Origin of the sequence: Oceanobacillus luteolus, from assembly GCF_042678205.1 — a bacterium.
GTDB classification, from domain to species: domain Bacteria; phylum Bacillota; class Bacilli; order Bacillales; family Amphibacillaceae; genus Oceanobacillus; species Oceanobacillus luteolus.
In genome coordinates, this window is the sequence record NZ_JBHUDE010000035.1 from 26,098 (window position 1) to 45,428 (window position 19,331).

At 42.4% G+C, this 19,331-nt stretch carries 15 protein-coding genes; 2 read left to right on the forward strand and 13 right to left on the reverse strand.

What is annotated here, in order from left to right:
* Positions 1 to 6: 6 nt before the first annotated feature.
* The 4 genes from ACFSBH_RS07115 to ACFSBH_RS07130 form a co-directional block, all read right to left on the reverse strand.
* Positions 7 to 1,950: a TOMM precursor leader peptide-binding protein gene (locus tag ACFSBH_RS07115; protein ID WP_379596765.1), complete on the reverse strand. Its 1,944-nt coding sequence runs from the start codon at positions 1,948 to 1,950 to the stop codon at positions 7 to 9.
* Positions 1,950 to 3,890 (reverse strand): putative thiazole-containing bacteriocin maturation protein, encoded by a 1,941-nt coding sequence (locus tag ACFSBH_RS07120; RefSeq protein ID WP_379596767.1) that lies wholly within the window; start codon positions 3,888 to 3,890, stop codon positions 1,950 to 1,952. The genes ACFSBH_RS07115 and ACFSBH_RS07120 overlap by 1 nt, the downstream gene beginning before the upstream one ends.
* Before the next feature lie 159 nt (positions 3,891 to 4,049).
* Entirely contained in the window at positions 4,050 to 4,418 is a 369-nt protein-coding gene (locus tag ACFSBH_RS07125; RefSeq protein WP_379596769.1) for a heterocycloanthracin/sonorensin family bacteriocin, read from the reverse strand.
* Positions 4,419 to 4,572: 154 nt separating this feature from the next.
* Positions 4,573 to 6,357 (reverse strand): S9 family peptidase, encoded by a 1,785-nt coding sequence (locus tag ACFSBH_RS07130; RefSeq protein WP_379596771.1) that lies wholly within the window; start codon positions 6,355 to 6,357, stop codon positions 4,573 to 4,575.
* Between the two features lie 327 nt (positions 6,358 to 6,684).
* On the opposite strand from ACFSBH_RS07130, the gene ACFSBH_RS07135 reads away from it, so the two are divergent.
* Positions 6,685 to 7,251, forward strand: coding sequence for a glycerol-3-phosphate responsive antiterminator (locus ACFSBH_RS07135; protein ID WP_251513263.1), 567 nt, complete (start codon positions 6,685 to 6,687; stop codon positions 7,249 to 7,251).
* Here ACFSBH_RS07135 and ACFSBH_RS07140 read toward each other — a convergent pair.
* From ACFSBH_RS07140 to ACFSBH_RS07155, 4 genes are read right to left on the reverse strand one after another with little or no spacing between them, the layout of a single operon-like run.
* A complete protein-coding gene (locus ACFSBH_RS07140) occupies positions 7,208 to 8,026 on the reverse strand; it encodes an HAD-IIA family hydrolase (protein ID WP_251513267.1) in 819 nt (272 codons plus the stop codon). The two genes, ACFSBH_RS07135 and ACFSBH_RS07140, sit on opposite strands and share 44 nt — an antisense overlap.
* 20 nt (positions 8,027 to 8,046) lie before the next feature.
* Positions 8,047 to 9,750: an ABC transporter permease gene (locus ACFSBH_RS07145; protein WP_379596773.1), complete on the reverse strand. Its 1,704-nt coding sequence runs from the start codon at positions 9,748 to 9,750 to the stop codon at positions 8,047 to 8,049.
* Positions 9,747 to 10,868, reverse strand: coding sequence for an ABC transporter ATP-binding protein (locus ACFSBH_RS07150; protein ID WP_379596775.1), 1,122 nt, complete (start codon positions 10,866 to 10,868; stop codon positions 9,747 to 9,749). The genes ACFSBH_RS07145 and ACFSBH_RS07150 overlap by 4 nt, the downstream gene beginning before the upstream one ends.
* 15 nt (positions 10,869 to 10,883) lie before the next feature.
* On the reverse strand, positions 10,884 to 11,924 hold the full coding sequence (locus ACFSBH_RS07155; protein ID WP_379596777.1) for an ABC transporter substrate-binding protein: 1,041 nt from the start codon (positions 11,922 to 11,924) through the stop codon (positions 10,884 to 10,886).
* Between the two features lie 461 nt (positions 11,925 to 12,385).
* Between ACFSBH_RS07155 and ACFSBH_RS07160 the strand changes: the two genes are divergently transcribed.
* The gene (locus ACFSBH_RS07160) at positions 12,386 to 14,683 is read left to right on the forward strand and encodes a glycerophosphodiester phosphodiesterase family protein (RefSeq protein ID WP_379596779.1); all 2,298 of its coding nucleotides are present in this window, start codon (positions 12,386 to 12,388) and stop codon (positions 14,681 to 14,683) included.
* Between the two features lie 45 nt (positions 14,684 to 14,728).
* Here the strand turns inward: ACFSBH_RS07160 and ACFSBH_RS07165 are convergent, their stop codons facing one another.
* From ACFSBH_RS07165 to ACFSBH_RS07185, 5 genes are read right to left on the reverse strand one after another with little or no spacing between them, the layout of a single operon-like run.
* Positions 14,729 to 15,166, reverse strand: a complete 438-nt coding sequence (locus ACFSBH_RS07165; protein WP_379596781.1) for a hypothetical protein — start codon at positions 15,164 to 15,166, stop codon at positions 14,729 to 14,731.
* Between the two features lie 12 nt (positions 15,167 to 15,178).
* Positions 15,179 to 16,714: an ABC transporter substrate-binding protein gene (locus tag ACFSBH_RS07170; protein WP_379596783.1), complete on the reverse strand. Its 1,536-nt coding sequence runs from the start codon at positions 16,712 to 16,714 to the stop codon at positions 15,179 to 15,181.
* Between the two features lie 20 nt (positions 16,715 to 16,734).
* Complete coding sequence (locus ACFSBH_RS07175) at positions 16,735 to 17,529, reverse strand: ABC transporter ATP-binding protein (protein ID WP_379596785.1); 795 nt, start codon at positions 17,527 to 17,529, stop codon at positions 16,735 to 16,737.
* The gene (locus ACFSBH_RS07180; protein WP_379596787.1) at positions 17,519 to 18,445 is read right to left on the reverse strand and encodes an ABC transporter ATP-binding protein; all 927 of its coding nucleotides are present in this window, start codon (positions 18,443 to 18,445) and stop codon (positions 17,519 to 17,521) included. Before ACFSBH_RS07180 ends, ACFSBH_RS07175 begins: the two co-directional genes overlap by 11 nt.
* Positions 18,438 to 19,331 (reverse strand): ABC transporter permease, encoded by an 894-nt coding sequence (locus ACFSBH_RS07185; RefSeq protein ID WP_379596789.1) that lies wholly within the window; start codon positions 19,329 to 19,331, stop codon positions 18,438 to 18,440. The genes ACFSBH_RS07180 and ACFSBH_RS07185 overlap by 8 nt, the downstream gene beginning before the upstream one ends.

Sequence of the window (19,331 nt, forward strand, 5' to 3'; positions counted from 1 at the left end):
TCAGCCTTAGGGAAACGGGTGCGGATAGGGATTCAGTTGCTCTGGTGTCAACGGTTGTTCCGTATACCCAAGCTCCATTGGGACGCGGAGTACCCTCTCCAGTCCTGTGAGGCGAGTAAGGTGCTGCCCAAATGTCATTGGCAGCATCCCTGGAATCAGTACTTTTACACAATACAATCCGTTTCGTAACGTTTCCGGTGTCGACTGGTCCACTACAATAACATCAAGGTTAGACTTTTGAAACGCCCGCAGGATATCTTGCAAATCCTCGGTAAGGTCCGCATGATTCGACTTCCACTTGAACTCTTTGAACGTCCTCATCGGCTCATCATTATTAAGCAAAAAACTTAAACGCTCTTCTGCTTGCGGTAAACCATAAAGCATGCCATGGTCTTCCATTTGTCTCACCAAAGAAGAGTCATGTAGCATTTTTTCATATTCCTCTTTATTCGCTTCCAGTTTTTCATCCAGGTTCAGCATCATGCCTGCGAGCTCATGAATCGCGCCTTTCACTGCCCGTACTGGATCGAGATGGGAGCCGGCTGCGCAGATGAGATTCAATCCCTTTTCCTCTCTGTTTTTAGCTATTGCAAAAATACTAGGTACACCGTGTTCCATCGTAGCATCATACAAATACAAATCATAGCCAGCAACCGCCCGCATACGTTCGACCATAAATTCCAACTCTTCGTCATCAGCTGATAAAGGATCGAGCCGTGGAAGATTCAGCTTTGCATACCAAGTCATCAGGAAGGAATCACGTTCGATGACTTCCATCATTCCATAGAAAATGGCTTCCTCTAAACTTCCCCCAAGTGCACATCCGTTAGAAGTCTCATAGACAAAACCTTCTGTTCCGTGTCCGATACTGTAATAAGCAAGGAGCTCAGGAACTAGGATGGAACGCTCCTCCAACAATGAATAACCCCAAACCCAATCGATGGAACGATCGGGGTCAAACGGTTTAAATGGAAAACCAGGTTGCGCATAGTTTTCCTTCGCGTGCACGCCGACACTCAAAGGATTGAGTGCTTGATTTTCCAGATTACGATAACTATCACGGGTTACCGTCCGTTTGCCACGTGGCTTTAAACCACAATATCGCTCCAACCCTTCTAAGATTGCCGTCAATACACTTTCTTCATAGACATGGGTTCGGCCACCGGTTCTCTCGTCCCCGGCTAACATCGGCAGATTAACACTCGCATCAGCAAATGGAGTCACGAGATCATAGATTTTACTGTTCAAAACTCCCGTACGGTTATCCAGATAGTCTTTGACAATAGCTTCTTTCATCTCATCCAATGAACGGCTGCGGAAACTGCCGGAACTGACTTTCGGACTTGGTTCTAGTGGAATTCGGGCTAATTCCTCTGTATCGTCAGGTAATCCACCGCAGACTGGACACAACGGATTGGGCAGAAAATAATGTGACGAGGTCCTCAGTGTTTTCAGATCAATGAGAAGAACCTTTCCGTCTGCATCTACCTGGTCACCCCGTAATACTTTCTGTACCTCCACGTTTATCAGGTGAGCCATTTGCAAAAGTCCGTTCCTTGAAGCCCACGGGTCACTTCCAATACCTCCACCTGCAGCCAGCTTTTGCTGCACTTCCACCATTTCCGTGCGATCACGCCCGCCCATAAAACGCCTCATATCCGCACATTGAGAACAACCTGCCTTGCCAGGTTGGACAAACGGACCAACTACGCCTTCCCCAAATGAAATGAAGCCTCTGAGCCAAGGAGTATCCGTTTTTTGTAATACTTTTTCCGCTTTTTGATGTGTCGAAGGTTTCCAACCATCGTCCAATATAAGCACCAAATCTGTATTACTTGGAATACTTTCTCCAAGATTCGACTTACGGAAAACGAGATGATGTGCCGCCAGTTCTTTACTTACAGATTCAGCCAGCACCCCTTCCCCGACGATCAACACGAAGGAATTCATCATGAATCCTCCTCTCGCAACAAAACACCAAATACGCCGGCTAGTCTTTCTTTAAAAACAGGTTCTAGCCCTAATTCGAATACGAAAATCTGTTTTCCATTCCGTTTCAACGTATCCATGGCTCCCTGCAGGACATCGGCTTGTATCTTGTCTTTGCATTCAGGAATGGTAAGACTGACAGGTGAATCCTCTTCCATATAAACCGACGTGACCTCACAGACGAATTCATTCGAAGTACCCGATTTGTTTTGCTCTTTGCTGATTGCCTGTTGTAACGCGTTCCGTAATGCCATTGTTCTATTTAAATCCACACTGCCATACCATCGATCTTCCGTACCTACCCATACGACAGGCAAACCGGATACATCCTTTCCTATCCCAATCATTGGTGCTCCCTGAATCGTAGTCAGTGCCTCTAAATAAAAGCGACAGCGCTCATCTTCTACCGAACTTAACTGTACTTTAGAAACAGCATACTCCTGATTACGTTGTTGCTTTCGAAGCTCCTCAGCCAAACACTTCCGCAATCCACGTCCAACACTTTCCACAAACGATGTACCAGTTCCAATCCCGACCATTCCTTCAGATTCTACTAATCCTTTATCAAGTGACAGCGAATCAATGACCAAACTGGCCATTCGTGATCCATACGTTTCAATTCCAATTAGTCCTGCTTCTCTTCTTGCTTCCTCATGAGTCATAGCTGAACAAATTTTCTCTCGCATCAACCGGGCCGGTCCCTCTGACAACGGATCGACTACCTGCACACTGCACTGAGATAACGGAAGCTGCTTTAACTCTCCCTCCTCCCAAGAATGAAAAATGCCTGCTTCCGCTGCGGTCAACTGGTTGAAAAATAGTAGTAGTTTTCCTGACTCTACTTTCTCTATATCGTTTTGAATCCGCTTCTCAATATCTTCCACCCATTCAGCAGATACATTACTCGTTACTAATGGATGAGGCAAAAACGCATGCCAATTTCCCTCCAGGGTTTCCAAATCTAGTAGAAAAAACCGATTACTTTGTTCCGTCTCCGTTATACCTGTAACTTTTTTAAACAGCTCAAATACAATCACATTAGCCAATAAAGCTCCTGGAACAGCAGAATGAACAAGTTCTCGCTCTTCTTTAAATAAAGCTGCATCATGTAAACGGCGCCAGGCTGATTCCCAACATACCTCGGAATCTGGATGTACAAGAGGACCTGCTAAACCGACCTGCTGCATGCATATGGCGGGGAGAAACATTTTTCCAGTTTCCCTGCAGACGGTATGCAGAGACTTCAGTTCCTCCAGTTCTCCCTCCTCACTTACATACAAAATCGCATCAAAGGGTTCCACGATGTCCCGCCATTCCTCTTTCTCACGTGAAACCTCCTTTAATTCAACCTCTGGATCCTTTATTCGCGCTTGGTCCACGTGTTCTTTCATTCGTTGTCTGTTGGTCCGGGCTTCGTCTGTGATCGCCACCCGGACCTTAGCCAAACCAGATTCAACCAACGAAGAAACCAATGCGTTCAGCATCGAACCAGAACCGACTGCGAGCACATTCGCCTGACGGAAGTCCTGAAAACGGGCTGCCCCAGAGCCAACTAAATTGTCCACAAATTCAATTTGCGATGCGTACTGTTTATGGAGCGCATCCGATACTTGATGTGGGAGGTCCTCACTTACATCACGAACATACCCATTCTCATAAAGTACTTCCGCAATTTCAAAAACCCGCTTTCGGTAAGGGTCCGGCAAGCCATTGGTCAAATATTCCAACGTGTATTCTCCATTGAACATCGGTAATAATTTTTCCACCCACTGATCGATCCCACTGCCTTCCATGCGAAATGAATTTACGTTATTTCGAAAATAAACCCCTCTTTCCGGTTCCGGTAGATAAAACGTGTCCCTTTTCACTTTCAGACGCATAGAAGGTTTCAGATTTCCCATCTCAATCCTCCTTATCCCTATTTAGCCCATTCGTATGTTTCATTAAGACTGCCTTTATCATCGTATGTACAGCAATTTGTCCTATATGTCCTATTTATAATGAAAGACCTCTGCAACATACAGAGGCCTTCTAAGTTGAAAACGAAACAACTAAACCGCTTACCATTCTCCGCGGTGACAACGACCGCATCGGAAGCAATTACCACAATTAAAGCAATTACTACATCGGAAGCAGTTACTACATCTAAAGCAGTTAGAGCAATTAAAACAGTTAGCACAGTTAAAACAGCTAAAGAAGAAGCAGCTGCCAAATCCTAATCCAAAACCAATTAACTCTTGATTCGCATCGTACTGATTCTGCTCCCATGGTATTGGCTGACTGGCTTGAAAATCACCAACATCTAACGATTGTAGATCATGATGGAAATTACTCACTTTCTTTTCCCCTCCATTTAAACTATCATTTATTCCCGAAATTGAAATGTAAACAACACAGTTACAGCAAATAAGTTTGATTCCAGAAGACATGAATATTTAGAGTACTCACCAACAAACTATGTACAAAACATGGGTATCGTTCCTAATACAGGAGCCTATTTTACGGAACAAAAAATTTTCTTACCAATCACTCTTTCTCCATAAAAAAAGCCCCCATTACAATGGAGAGCCTTGGATAAATATTTTATAGTTTTCCTATACACTGCTTCAGAAAAGCAGCTATCATCGAGTAAACAGTAATTTCATTCTCTGGACTCACTAGTTTATGCCCTTCCCCTTCCATCCGATGATATGTAACCGAGTGCCCTCGTTGCTTCAGTTTATGGACGATTTGTTCCGACTCGCCAATGGGGACACGCGGATCATTTACACCGTGGATGACAAGCAAAGGCGCTATAATTTCATCAGCATGATGTAGAGGATCTATCTGATTAAAAAAATCCCCATCTTCTTCAACCGTACCGTATTCCATTTCTCTTTGCCACTTCCTCCATGGACTAGTTGTTTCGATGAACGTTCGCAGACTCGACATTCCTACAATATCAACCGCGGCCACCCATAATTGGGGATAGTGACTAATCGCCGCCAGCGTTAAAAAGCCGCCATAACTTCCCCCGATAATAACAATTTTCTCTTCATCAATGCTTGAATCTTGTTTAAGCCAATCCACCATGGATATGACATCTTTTACTGCATCCATCCGTTTCCGTCCATCATCCAAATGAGTATATGTCTTTCCGTATCCTGTACTTCCGCGGAAATTAGGAACTGCGACAGCATAGCCTTTGCTTAGTAAAAATTGTAAGAGTGGGTGGTAGGAAGCTCGGCTTTGACTTTCCGGTCCTCCATGAAGATAGATGACAACAGGAAGTTTCTTGGAAGTTTTCTTTGGCTTATAGTAAAAGAAAGGGATGTTAAGACCGTCAAATGAACGATAGGATAGTAAGCTAGGCTTGATTGGTTTTCTTTCTACAAAAGATTTGCTTAACTTCATTAAGGGTAGCGTCTGTAGGGTTGGAAGATGAAGAACCCATAATTCTTGGGGGTGTTCCGGTCCATTCAATTGAAATAGCAGCATTTTTCGTCGTGGTAAAAAAGTGAGATTAGTGATTACACCCATTGGGGTGTCCCATGTATAAAGAGCCCCTTGTTTCAAATCAAATAAATATCCTTTAGAGATTCCACCTTGATTTTCGGTAAAAGCAAACAAGCCAGTCTCCTTATGATAGGCCAATCCTTCGAAATCCCAATTTCCCCGCAGCAGCCAAGTCAGCTTTTTCGTAGAAAGATGGACACATGCCAGTCCGTAGAATTCACTATCTTTGTTGGATAATAAATAGACCATTTCCCCACACGGACTGAAATGGACATCACGGTAACTTGCTTCATCTGAATGATTAGTAATCCAGTCGACTTCCCCAGTTACAAGCGATAAAACTCCTAGATCATGGTCCATTGGGGAATTCGCTCTTCTGACTAATAATGCATTTCCATCCGGAAACCATTTCGCCACTGAAAATATCCCATCTTCAGCAAACAATAAATGAATCTCAAATGTTTCTAGACACTGGAGATAAATATCTAAAAAGGCTTGATCTCTACGGTTGCTGGACCAGGCAATCCATTTTCCATCAGGGGAGCATCCTCCATAGCGATGAACATGTTCTGGAGAGTCAGTCAGTGGGATAAGATTTTTATTTCCTTTAAGTAGATATAATTGCTCCCTTTCATCCCCCGTCAAATCCATGCCGATAATTAAATCCGAAGTACCCGTAACATATCTGGCGAACGTTATTCTATCTAACTCTAAAGCCGGATGCTGTGGTCCTCTTTGACCGAGATTCCACTTCTCTATTCGTGGCGTTCCCATATATTTTACAACTACACTTAGTTGATCACGACTCGGCTCATAATCAAAGTCACTAATCATCGGCTGATTCACATAAGGGTCTGGAACCATATTGTTCATTTCCTTCCCACCCATTCTTTGTTGATATAAAAGTATGGCCTTATACTTCATATAAAAAAACGTTCAGATTCATTATATTTGGGCAAAGTTGGAAGTATGCATGGCAGGAAGATAGGAACAGGTTTACAGGTTTACAGAATATAGAACATAAAAATAATACTCCCCTCTTGCCGCCTCTATGAGATGGACAATTTAAGGGAGAGTAATTTTTTCGAGTTACTACCATTTTATAGCTGTATGCTATGCTTCGAACTGAAGAATTTTAAATTCTTAAAATAATCACTATTATGATATAATAGTAGAAATCACCATGAGGGGGTCATTCTTTTGGATAATATTGTCGATCTAGTCGAATCTCAAGTCATTGCATCTGTAAATGAAAAAAATCATTTAGAATTAGCTGCTAAATCCAATGCTAACATTGTATTTCTATTAACCGGAAACCTCATAACTACTAAAAAATATCTCGATCAATTAAAAAAGTATAATAAGACAACGTTCATCCATGTTGATTTTATTGATGGCTTATCCAATACAAGAAGTGCTATCGAATACATAGCCAATGTTTGGCAACCAAAAGGAATCATTACAACGAAAAGCAACCTAATCAAATTCGCAAAGGAAGAAGGTCTCATGACGATTCAGCGTATTTTCCTCATCGATGGAAGCGCTATGAGAAAAGGCATCGAAATCTCCCATGCAAGCAGACCTGATGCCATAGAAGTCCTTCCCGGAATCATGCCATCCATCATTGACAATTTAACAAAACTAACTCGCCTACCAATTATTGCAGGAGGGTTAATCAGCGAAAAACAGCAAATTATTGACGGACTGGAAGCAGGTGCACTAGCTATGTCTGCAGGTGATCCGCAGCTTTGGAATCTAAATCTCTAGTTAAGTTCGGCAATTCTTTAATACTATCAATAATAAAATCTGGTTGGTCTTTTGCATGCCTTACCATACTTTTTTCTGTAATACCGGTTAGCACGAGAACAGAGTTTACACCATAGTCATTTCCCATCCGAATATCAGTCTCTAACCGGTCTCCCACCATGTAACAATTACCAGGCGGCAGTTTCAATATGTCATCGACAATAAATCTAGCAGCAAGCGGAGAAGGCTTACCTAGAATGATATCGACTTTTTCTCCGGTCGCCCCCTCCATCGCTCCGATCATTGCCCCACAATCCGGTATTTGTCCTCCTTTAATAGGACAGGTACGATCAGGATTCGTTGCCACGACAACCGCTCCGTTTTTCCATGCTTGGAATGCACGATTCAGTTTTTCATAAGTGAAGTCCCTATCCCAGCCTAATACAACGTAGCTGACTTCCGTTTCATTATCTGATACCTCTATCCCCATATCGGCGAGTTCATCCAATAAAGGCTGTTCCCCGATGACCATCACTTTTTCATCTGGACCCATTCTAGAGCTAAGATATCGGGCAGTAAGATAGTTCGAGTTCACTACGTGTTCATGACTAACATCAATCCCAAGCCTTTGTAACTTTTTTACATAGCTATCGATCGTATCAATTGATTTATTCGTCAAAAACACAATTTTATGACCATCATTTCTTAATTCCTGTATCGCCTCTATTGCGCCATCAATCAACAGGTCATCAACATAAATCGTTCCATCTAAATCAAAGATATACCCTCTTTTCAAACTAACCCTCCTTAGGAGCACTATGATTTATTTCCTCCTGATAGTCTATTAGCGAGAGCTTGTAACACAAGGACCATCACAACGAGAATGACAGACATCGCTGCCGCAGAATAATACTCTGCCCTTAATACGTTTTGGAAAATAGCTAAACTCATCGGTGCCCAACTAGCCGGCGCCATCAAGATGGAAATACTTGTTTCTTTAATAACCGTAACAAACACTAAAATCGAGCCAGCCGCAATACCCGGAAGCATTAAGGGACCAACGACTGTAGTTGCTGCGGTTAAAGTCGACGCTCCAAGACTGACTGCCGCCTCTTCAATATCTTGCTTGATTGCCCGCATCGTACCAACCGTAGAACGAACCATATATGGCAATCTGCGGATACTATAAGCGATGATTAAAATCAGCGCAGTACCTGTCAGTTGTAGTGGAGCAGTATTGAACGTTTGAATTAATGCTATACCAAATGCGATTCCCGGCACGATTAAAGGGATAGTTGTCATAAAATCCAGCGTAGTGGAACGATGGCGTACAACAAAGTAGGAAACAAACACGGATATAATGACGCTAAGAATCAAAGCTCCACCAGCTAAAATTAAGCTGTTTTGGATATTGCCCAAAGATGATGTAAAGATGGTGCGATAATGTTCTAATGTATATCCACTCGGTAACGGATCTTTCCCCCAAGTTGTAGCCAGCGACTGTAAAATGATTGTAGCCAAAGCAAGAATTGGTAATAGTACTACGAGACTTGAAAATATCGCCAAGGGTATCGTTAATGCTTTATTATCATTTAATTTAATCTCTTTAGGCTTGCCGGAGAGAATGTCATAGTTCTTACCTTTTAAGAGATAGTTCTGCAGCCAATACACCACTCCTGCAACCGCAATCATAATAACCGTCAAGATGGCAGCTCCGCCCCAGTTAAAGAACCCGGATATTTCACGATATGCGTCCACGACAATTAAGTTCAAATCGTTCGGTGCCAAAATAATCGGTGTCCCAAAATCGGAAAAACTTACAGCAAATATGACGAGCATGGTAGAGAGCATGCCTGGTAACGCAAGCGGAAATGTTACAGTAATAAACGTCAGCCAGCCTTTTGCCCCCATATTCCGTGACGCCTCTTCTAAGGAAGCACCCGTCACTTTAAAGGCTGCTACCATTGGCCAAAGTGCATAAGGGAAAAAGAAGAAAATCTGTACAATCGCGATCCCTGTCATCGTATACGGATCGAGCAACATTCCTTCGCCACCGAATTTTTCGTAAATATAGGTGACCCATCCTGAGCGCCCAAACATAATGATAAAGGCATATGCAGAAATAAATGTCGGTATGACAAGTGGGATCGTACATAAGGCTCCTATCGTCTTTTTAAATGGCATCTTCGTCCGTGCGATTCCATAAGCAATCGGAATACAAATGACAAGCACCCATAATGAAACGATAAAGGATAACTTTAGACTATTAATCAATCCGGTAAGGTAACCACCATACGTGAATAAAGATTTAAAGTTATCTAGTGAAGCATTTCTAAACTGGTCAATCGTCTGTTGCATCCGTTCCATACTAATAAGCGAACCGAATACATTGATCGGCTGATTTGTAAATGCAACTAGAAATACAGATAATAGCGGAATGATTAAAAATAACAGAAAAAATCCATAGATTAATAGCTTGATTAGTCCAATTCCTACAAAATGTTTTTTGATTCTATTCATATGAGCAGCACCCTTTCAGGTGATACACTTAATCGAATCGTAGAACCATTTGTTTTGATACTGTCTCCGGACTCGTATGTAGTATCCACCAGTAAGTTATGTTCTCCGACTTTCACATCATAACGAACAATCGATCCAAGATACGTGGCCAATAATATTTCCCCTTCAAAGGTGTTTCCTGTCTGATCTGTCGCACCGTTTAATACTTGTATATTTTCCGGCCTGACGACAACATCTACATGCTTTTTATCTGTTGTTGATGCAGACTTGATGCGCTGATTGCCAATCTGTACGGTTGTAAGTCCGTTTTCAGTCCCCACTACCTCACCTGGCAGGATGTTGGATGTACCGACAAAGTCAGCAATGAATGGTGTGTTCGGTTTACTATAGAGATCTGTAGGTGTTCCTATCTGCAAGATCTTCCCATCCTTCATGACAGCGATTCGATCGGCCATGCTCATCGCTTCTTCCTGGTCATGAGTAACGAATATCGTAGTGATTTTCAAATCCTGCTGAATGCGCCGGATTGTATTACGCATCGTATGCCGAAGCTTTAAATCTAGATTGGACAATGGTTCATCCATCAACAACACTTCAGGCTCCATCACAAGTGCCCTGGCAAGAGCAACCCGCTGTTGCTGACCACCGGAAAGTTCACTCGTAAGCTTATTGGCATGATCCGTTAATTCCACGTATTCCAAGATGTCCATTACCTTTTCCGTAATATGCTTTGGATATTTTACGATTTTGCTGTTGAGCATCCGAGTGTAGACGCCAATCTTTTTAAACAGATTATTTTTCTTCAGTTCCTTTATATTTAGGCTATACGCAACATTGTCAAACACATTCATATGAGGAAAAAGGGCATAACTTTGAAAAACCATTCCACAGTTACGCTCATTGGGAGCCAAGTTGGCTATATCTTTCCCACCAATCTTGATGGATCCTTTCGTTGGCGCTTCAAAACCTGCGATACATCTCATCGTTGTTGTTTTTCCACATCCTGATGGACCGAGGAGGGCAAAGAATTCGCCCTCTTTTATGTCCAAATTTATATCTTGAAGTACTGTAACTCCTGAAAATTCCTTCCTAAGTTGTTCAACAACAACTGATCCCATACTTATCAACTTCCTTTAATTAGTTTTACTGTTCCATTCATTACGGATACGATCATAGTTTTCATTCACCCAGTCAATATCCAAGTCGACTGCATTATCTTTTAAATTCTCCACATTTAATGGTGTTTTCGACTCTACTTCTGGGTTGATTGGAATATGGTACCAATCTGCTAAAATTTGCTGTGCTTCCTCTTCCAATAAAAAGTCCATGAACTTCTTGCCTCCCTCAGGATTCGGGCCTCCTTCTACTAGAGTAGCTGGATTTACAAGAATAGGAGTTTTATCAGGTACGATGAAATCTACTGTTTCACCGTTTGCTTGGAGCTCATATGCCATAAAATCAAACCCAACAGCGATATGAGCTTCCCCCATCGCTACTGCTTTTGTCGGGGCAGAACCTGAGTCAGGAACGGAATTTGCATGAGAAGCCAGCTGTTTGAAATACTCCCAACCCTCTTCTTCGCCGTGCTGCATCATATAACTAAGTACCATCAAAGTAGCCGTACCTGATGCTGCCGGGTTAGGAAACTGAATCTTTCCTTCCCATTTTGGATCGAGTAAGTCTTCCCATGTTTTCGGTGCTTCTTCTTCCGAAACAAGTTCTGTATTGTATGAAAATCCAAGCACGAATAATTCTGTACCGACATAATATCCATCTTCATGCTTCATCTTGATCCCGTTTTCGACAACTTCCCAATCCTTTGCACTCTCTGGAATATACTGAGTGATGATACCTCTATCAACTGCAGATTCAAATGGAAGAATACCGCCACCGCCATACCACACATCCGCTTGTGGATTTTCTTTTTCTGCCATCATCTGGTTTACTAATACGTTTGTTCCTGCATAGTGGACATTCACTTTCTCTCCATACAATTCCTCATATTTTTCTGCGAGCTCTTTCGTTAAATCAGGTGTTTCAGGTGAATATAACGTAATTGCACCTCCGGAAGAATCATCGCCACTTCCAGCTTGTCCATCCGTATCCTCCGCACAAGCAACAAGCATTCCAAAGGCTAAAACAAACAAAAATAGTAAAGTTGTAAACCTTTTCATTTTAATCCCCCTTTGAACTTACGAACATTCTTCAGAAATGATAAAAGAAGAGATTGAAAAATATACTCCTCCAAAGGAGTACGATTTCATCTCTTCTCTTCCGCTCTCTGAGAAATATTCGATTGATTTCCATATTAGCAAATTATTGGTTGATTGTAAATACTAAATTATTAAATAATATAGTTTAGATAGAAAATTCGGGCATTGTTCCTATCCATTTATTCATAATAAGCTATTCTTCCTATAGACGATTCCGCATTTTCATATCATAATAATGGTAAATTTATCAATATTTTGGTAGGAGTCTAAGAGAAGATGCCTTAAAGGACCCCTGATTTATTCAGGGAACACTTTGGTGTCTTTTTTTATTATTTTTTCTATTAAAGGAGGGATCAAAAAAAACGAAGAACCGGACCTCTATAGATTTAGCATAGACAAACTAATCTGAAGGAGGAATAAACATGGACAAGAAGAAATTATTGTTTCTACCAATTCTCGCAATCACCTTTCTATGTGCTAGCTTCCTAGGTCAGCAGACTATCTCAGCGAGTGAAAATGTATTACTGGAAGAAGACTTTGAAGCAGATGTGTTACCAGACGGTTTTGAAGTCATCGAAGGTACTGCAACGGTAAAGGACGGAGCATTAGAACTCACATCAACGGATATCTCCTCCCCCTCTCGTGTCATCTTTTCGGTTGCAGATGGAATAGGAGATTTCGTATTTGAAGCGGATGTGACGTTCCAATCAGCAGTAAATGATGCACGCTGGGCTTCTTTAATGTTTCGCATCCAAAATGAGGACTACCCATATTATCAATTTGCCGCCAGAAAAGGAACATCTGCATTAAATGGCTTAGAATTCGCCATTCGTACGGAATCGAACAGTTGGAACGTTCCAATGAAGACATTTTATCCTGAGGATTTTGGATACGATGAAACGTATCGGATGAAAATCATCGCTAAAGGCGAACGTGTCCAACAATTTGTCAATGGACAGCTCGTCATCGATACGGATATGGCAGATCAGTATTTGGAAGGAGATCTTGGATTCCAAGTATCTGGTGCAACGGTAGCTTTTGATAATGTTAAAGTCACTACAAGAACAGAAGACCTGCCACCACTTGAAGATTCCAACGCCTTTTTGCCGGTGGAACCTGAAACGAATATGGTAAATGCACCAACGGTCATTTCAAGTGAAGTATTTGATGATATCGCTGCGTATGAAGGAGTGTCATCCGTCATCCTTCCTGTCGAAGTAAATGAAGATGGCGAGGTTATGGTTGGGGATACTACTTTAGCGGATAGGTTGCTCGCTATAAGAGGAGAAGTCATCCCGATTATTCAAGTGAATGATATGCAGGCAACGGACGGGGTAATTGAAGTTTTAGAGTCCACATCAACAAGGGATGTTCATATTTTATCTCCTCAAATTGATGTTTTAGAAAAAATTAAAGCTGCGTACCCAACAGCTCGAGGAGCCATCTTATATGAGAAAAATCATTTCAATAAACACGATATGAAAAAGTTGGTTGAGGATGCTAATATTAGTCGCTCCTTCACGGTCGTTTTACCTGAGCGACATGTTTCGATTGATACGGTTTATTATTTCCATAACCGGGCGATATCTGTTTGGGGAATTAGCGATGACGCTCATGCTTTAATCCATGCCGGGGTCGATGGAATTGTCACCAATCACCCACAAGAAGCAGTGGAAGTATTTGGAGAGTACCCTGAAAACACGATCATCCAGCGTCCAATCGTCGTCGCTCACCGAGGCGTCCCTTCACTTGCACCGGAAAATACGATGGCAGGCTACCATCTATCCTATGAACTAGGTGCAGATTTGATTGAAACCGATATTCAACAAACAAAAGATGGACATATCGTTATCATGCATGATGCAACAGTCGATCGGACAACAGATGGCACGGGGGCTGTTGCGGACTTAACGTTGGAAGAAATTCGCGAGTTGGATGCCGGGAGCTATTTTGGTGAAGAATTTGCCGGTGAAAAAGTTCCTACGTTTCGTGAGTTTCTGGAAGGCTTCAAGGATAAAGATGTAGTGTTGCTCGTTGAGCTAAAGGCAACAGATATTGAAGAGCAAGTACTTCAAGAAATTATGGAAGTCGGCGTAGAAGAAAAAGTCGTCCTGCAGAGCTTTAATATCGAAAGCGTTAAGAAATTCAGGGAAATCTCCCCACATATCAGTGTCGGTTTCCTTTATTCCGCATCGGTGCCTGGTTCACCGGAACAACGGATTAAAGATGCTGAACAAATGTTAAACTATGCAACCAGCATTGGCGCTCGTTTGAACGCAAGCTATGGCAGCCTTTCCGAAGAATCGATCACCTATATGAGACAACGCGGATTAATTAATATGCACTGGACATTCCGTGATCAAGAGCCATTTAAAAACTTACTGAAAAGCGGCTTAATCGGACCAATTACAGACTATACCCAATGGTTGACGGATGGGCCAACGTATATTGAAACACCAATTAAAAAACGTAATCTAAAAGTAGGAAAATCAGCAACTATTAATGCGAAAACCTTCGTCAACTATCGCACAAAACATAAAGAAAACGCAGAAACTTCACTTTATGTGTACGATGGTCAAAGTTATGTCGATGTCGCTGAAAATGTCATCACAGCAGTCGCACCAGGGACAGCGGATGTTTTTGCTATGCATACCTTCCATATGTTGGATGAAGATTGGAACTTAGTTTCTGAACCGATTGAAGTTAAGGTTAGTGAGTAAAAAAATAATCCCTCAGCTAATACTACGCTGAGGGATTATTGGCGTCTAAGACTGTGTCTTATGGACAATATCAAATGTGATGTTGGAATCATTTTCTTTTTTATTCGTGATTACCCAGTTCGGAGAAAGCATGTTTTCAAAAGAAGCAAATCCATCTGAACTCAATTCGATTCCTAAAAATCGATGTTCTTCTAATGTATAATCTTTCCCTGATTCCAGATTGAATTTAATATTCAAGATACGTTCGATTCCGTAAACAGACATAAATTTGATGCTATAGCCGGAAAGGATAGCTTGTTCGATACGTTCTGGATCATCTTTTACTTCGTGGACAAACTTCAGATAATCGAAGCTATCATCTTTCTCCAAAATGGCATCGATGTCAGCAGTTTTGATCGCATGAACTAATTCCGACTCTGTCATGCCAGCGGCAAGCAAGGTTTCAACCATATATGCTTCCATTAATGTCAGTGATGCTGCCATTATTTCTCCCCCCTATTCATTTAATGTAATTTCATCCACTACGTACAATTCATCCAGTCTTGGTGTATAATCAATCCGGTCACTCACACCATAGCGTCCTTCCAATTGGAACAGATAAACAACGCCTCTGTCTTCCGCTAAGATTTCTTGTACTTGCTGGTACTGTTCGCTACGCTCTTCTTCATTCATATTATAGGCTGCTTCATTCAGTAATTCATCCACTTCTTCATTTGCATAACTCGTCACGTTGTCTTCTCTAAATAGCTCGAGGACACTTCCGTCAAACATATCATTACCCCAACCGACGAAAACACCTTCCGCTAAATCTTCAGCGAATAAACGTTTTGCAAATTGGCTTTGCTCCAATAGCTCTAGGTTAGCAGTAATTCCAACTTCCTGAAGCATTCCACCAACGACTTCAGCCATTTCTGTGTAATAGTTGTTTACTGAGATATCAACTGTAATTCCGTCTTCATATCCAGCTTCTGCCAATAATTCCTTGGCACGCTCTGGGTCGTACTCATACGTATCATAAAGGGACTCATTGGCACCGAAGTTTCCTGGAGTAACATGCGTTCTTGTCGGTGTAGCTGCACCTAATAAAATTTCATCAATGATCACTTGGTTATCGATGGCAAGATCAATCGCTTCACGAACTCGTGGGTCCGCAGTAGGTGCATCCTCTTCCGTTGATAACCAAAGCTGAATCACACGTTGAATCGGTTCTAATTTCACGTGCGTTCCGTCATTGTCATTGATTCTATCAATATCTGCTGTTGGAATATTAAAGGCAATATCCACTTCATTCGTCAATAGCTCCGCCACTCTCGTTGAGTCTTCTGGAACGACGGTGAAGTGAACTTTTTCCCAATTTGGCTCACCTTCGAAATAATCTTCAAATCTCGTCAGCTCTACATAATTATCTTTTTTCCAATCAGAGAATTGATAAGCTCCTGTTCCTACAGGATGTTGGAAAAATTCTTCCGCCCCCACTTCTTCAAAATGAGCAGCAGGGAAAATGCTTGCTGCAACGGTTGATAGTCTGCTTAATAATTGTGGATCAGCTTCTTCTGTAACGATATGTACCGTATGATCGTCCACCACTTTCACTTCGGCAATTTTATTGAATACAGAGTATTGCTGTAATGTGTTGTCATTCGCAACCCGTTCTAATGAAAATTTCACATCTTCTGCAGTGAAATCATCGCCATTATGGAAGGTTACTCCTTCTGTCAACGTAAACTCCCAAGTTGTATCATCAATTTGTTCCCAAGCTGTCGCAAGGTCTGGAACGATTTCCCCTGAAGCATCACGCTTCACCAATTTATTGTAGATATTCACAAGGACTGCTGACGTTGTGATGACATTATTGTTTTGCGGGTCAAGCGTCGTAATATCTGCAGGATTGGCAATGGTCAGTAAAGAGTAGCCATCTGTTGTTTCGCTTCCTTCTGTATTTTTAGGTTCTTCATCTGGATCAGTAAAACCACAAGCGGCAAGCAACATCGTAATGATGAGCATCATGCTGAGTGCTTTAAACTTTTTCATGTTGTCATTTCCTCCTTCAATTATTTCATCTCTTCCCTAAATTTTGGATGAGATGGTGGAACTGCGTTAAGTAATGTTTTCGTGTAATCATGTTGTGGGTTTTCAAATATTTCATCACGACTACCGGTTTCGACAATCTTCCCTTTATACATGATGGCAATCCGGTCGCTGATGAGCCGGACAGCCGGCAATCCATGCGCGATGAAAATATAGGCAATCCCATATGTCTTCTGTAACGTATCAAGTAAATGTAAAATTTGCGCCTGCGTCGATACGTCCAATGCGGAAACAGCTTCATCACAGACAATTAGGTCTGGTTTTAATGCTATTGCCCGGGCAATACTAAGTCGTTGCCTTTGTCCTCCACTGAACTGATGAGGATAACGGTTGAGATGCTCTTTCCCAAGTCCGACTTCCTCTAGAAGGTCGAGCGCCTTTTCGTATCGTTCCCTTTTCGGCATTTTTTCATGAATGAAGAGCGGTTCGGTGACGATATCTTTTGCTCTCATCCTTGGGTTGAGTGAGCCATAAGGATCTTGGAAAATAATTTGCAGCTTCCTTTTCTCCGGACGGGATAAGCTAGTTATCGGTTTACCGTGAAAAAGGATGTCCCCTTTCGTCGGTTTTTCCAGTTGCATAATCATTTTCGCAACTGTTGATTTTCCCGAACCGGATTCACCGACGATACCGAGTGTTTCTCCCCGATTCACATGGAAATTCACACCGTCTACAGCTTTTACAACCGGACCATTCTTCTGGTTGGCGTAATGTTTTTTCAAATTACTTACTTCCAACAGTTTCTCTTCAGCTTTCATCCCGGGCAGCCTCCTTCCTACGTACAAAATGGGTTTCACTTCGTTGTTCAAAAGGGGCATCCTCGAATTCATCCAGCTCATGAGTCTCTTCTGGAAGTAAATCTTTCGTATCAGTCTTCATATCCAGCGTCGGCATGGCTTTCAATAACCGGATCGTGTACGGATGTTGCGGATTGTCAAACAGTTCAAAAACAGTCGCTTCCTCGACGATTTTTCCTTTACGCATGACGAGGACCCGATCCGCAATATCAGCCACTACACTTAAATCATGCGTAATGAACACAATCCCCATGCCGTTTTTACGGTTCAAGTCTTTCAATAAAGATAGGATTTGCTTTTGGATCGTTACATCTAAAGCAGTTGTTGGTTCATCGGCAATTAAAAGTTGCGGTTCATTCGCGATGGCGATTGCAATCATGACGCGTTGCCGCATGCCCCCGGATAATTGATGGGGGAAACGATTAGCGACAGATTCGGCATCGGCAATCTCCACTTGGCGTAATAAATCCACGACTTTTTCCTGGATCGCTTTTTTGGAAAGCTCAGGGTGGTGAATTTTTAACGTCTCGGCAATCTGTGTCTTGATTCGCAGCATCGGATTCAAGGATGACATCGGTTCTTGGAAAATCATCGCCATTTCCCTGCCGTTCACTTTTCGACGTTCTTTTTTAGGTAAGGTGAGCAAGTTCCTTCCCTGATACGTTATGGACCCATTGGAAACTTGTCCGCCACCTTTCAACAGTCCCATAATCGCAAGGGATGTCATACTTTTCCCACTTCCGCTTTCCCCAACAATGGCAAGGATTTCACCTTTGTTGACGTGGAAAGACACATCATCGACTACCGTGATTTCCCTTTTATCCCGTGAAGGAAATTGAACTTGGAGATGATCCACGGCTAATAGTGGTTCAGTCATTTCCATCCCCTCCTCGTTTTAGTCTAGGATCGAGTGCATCCCGGAGCCAATCCCCAACAAACGTAATCGCTAATACCGTAATGGTAATGGCAAGTCCCGGGAATGTGGCAATCCACCAACTCGTCGCAATATAATTTCGACCATCATTCAACATGCCACCCCATGTAATATCCGGTGGCTGGACACCGAGTCCGAGAAAGCTCAGAGACGATTCCGTTAAAATAGCCGAGGCAATCCCGATGGTCGCAACGACAATAAAGGATGACACGACGTTGGGCAAAATATGACGGGATAACAAGTATGTATGTGATGTCCCGAGCGTCTGTGCCAGTTGGACATATTCCCGTTCTTTGACACTTAACACTTCCCCGCGGACGAGCCGTGTATATTGCGGCCAGCTTGTTAGACCAATCACAAGAATAAGCGTCATCAGCCCAGGTTCAAACACAACGACGGCAACAAGAACGAGCAGCAATGTAGGAATCGCCAAAATCGCATCGACAACCCGCATCATTACGTGGTCCACCCAAGTTCCGCCTAGATATCCTGATAGTAAACCTAGTAAAAGTCCAATCGCTCCTGAAATGATGACAGCAAACAATCCGACGAGCAGGGACACACGGCCACCGTAAATAAGCCTGCTTAAAATGTCTCTCCCGACATGGTCCGTTCCTAGAATATAGGTCGTCGAGCCACCTTCCACCCAAAATGGCGGAATCAGGCGTTTTGTTGCATCAATTGCAAATGGATTATGCGGGACAATCCACGGAGCAAAAATGGCCAATAGGACGATGATGGCAACAATGACCAATCCAATCATCCCCAGTGGCGAAGAATCATTACGTATTTTAGCAACCATCCGTGCTAATGGATTATTCGTATTCAA

Excerpts from the sequence above, each read along its gene's own strand:
- ACFSBH_RS07170 (WP_379596783.1), bottom strand. The coding sequence starts at position 16,714 with ATGAAAAAGTTTAAAGCACTCAGCATGATGCTCATCATTACGATGTTG.
- ACFSBH_RS07145 (WP_379596773.1), bottom strand. The coding sequence starts at position 9,750 with ATGAATAGAATCAAAAAACATTTTGTAGGAATTGGACTAATCAAGCTA.
- ACFSBH_RS07130 (WP_379596771.1), bottom strand. The coding sequence starts at position 6,357 with ATGAACAATATGGTTCCAGACCCTTATGTGAATCAGCCGATGATTAGT.
- ACFSBH_RS07155 (WP_379596777.1), bottom strand. The coding sequence starts at position 11,924 with ATGAAAAGGTTTACAACTTTACTATTTTTGTTTGTTTTAGCCTTTGGA.
- ACFSBH_RS07160 (WP_379596779.1), top strand. The coding sequence starts at position 12,386 with ATGGACAAGAAGAAATTATTGTTTCTACCAATTCTCGCAATCACCTTT.
- ACFSBH_RS07180 (WP_379596787.1), bottom strand. The coding sequence starts at position 18,445 with ATGACTGAACCACTATTAGCCGTGGATCATCTCCAAGTTCAATTTCCT.
- ACFSBH_RS07165 (WP_379596781.1), bottom strand. The coding sequence starts at position 15,166 with ATGGCAGCATCACTGACATTAATGGAAGCATATATGGTTGAAACCTTG.
- ACFSBH_RS07120 (WP_379596767.1), bottom strand. The coding sequence starts at position 3,890 with ATGGGAAATCTGAAACCTTCTATGCGTCTGAAAGTGAAAAGGGACACG.
- ACFSBH_RS07175 (WP_379596785.1), bottom strand. The coding sequence starts at position 17,529 with ATGAAAGCTGAAGAGAAACTGTTGGAAGTAAGTAATTTGAAAAAACAT.
- ACFSBH_RS07115 (WP_379596765.1), bottom strand. The coding sequence starts at position 1,950 with ATGAATTCCTTCGTGTTGATCGTCGGGGAAGGGGTGCTGGCTGAATCT.
- ACFSBH_RS07125 (WP_379596769.1), bottom strand. The coding sequence starts at position 4,418 with ATGTCTTCTGGAATCAAACTTATTTGCTGTAACTGTGTTGTTTACATT.
- ACFSBH_RS07150 (WP_379596775.1), bottom strand. The coding sequence starts at position 10,868 with ATGGGATCAGTTGTTGTTGAACAACTTAGGAAGGAATTTTCAGGAGTT.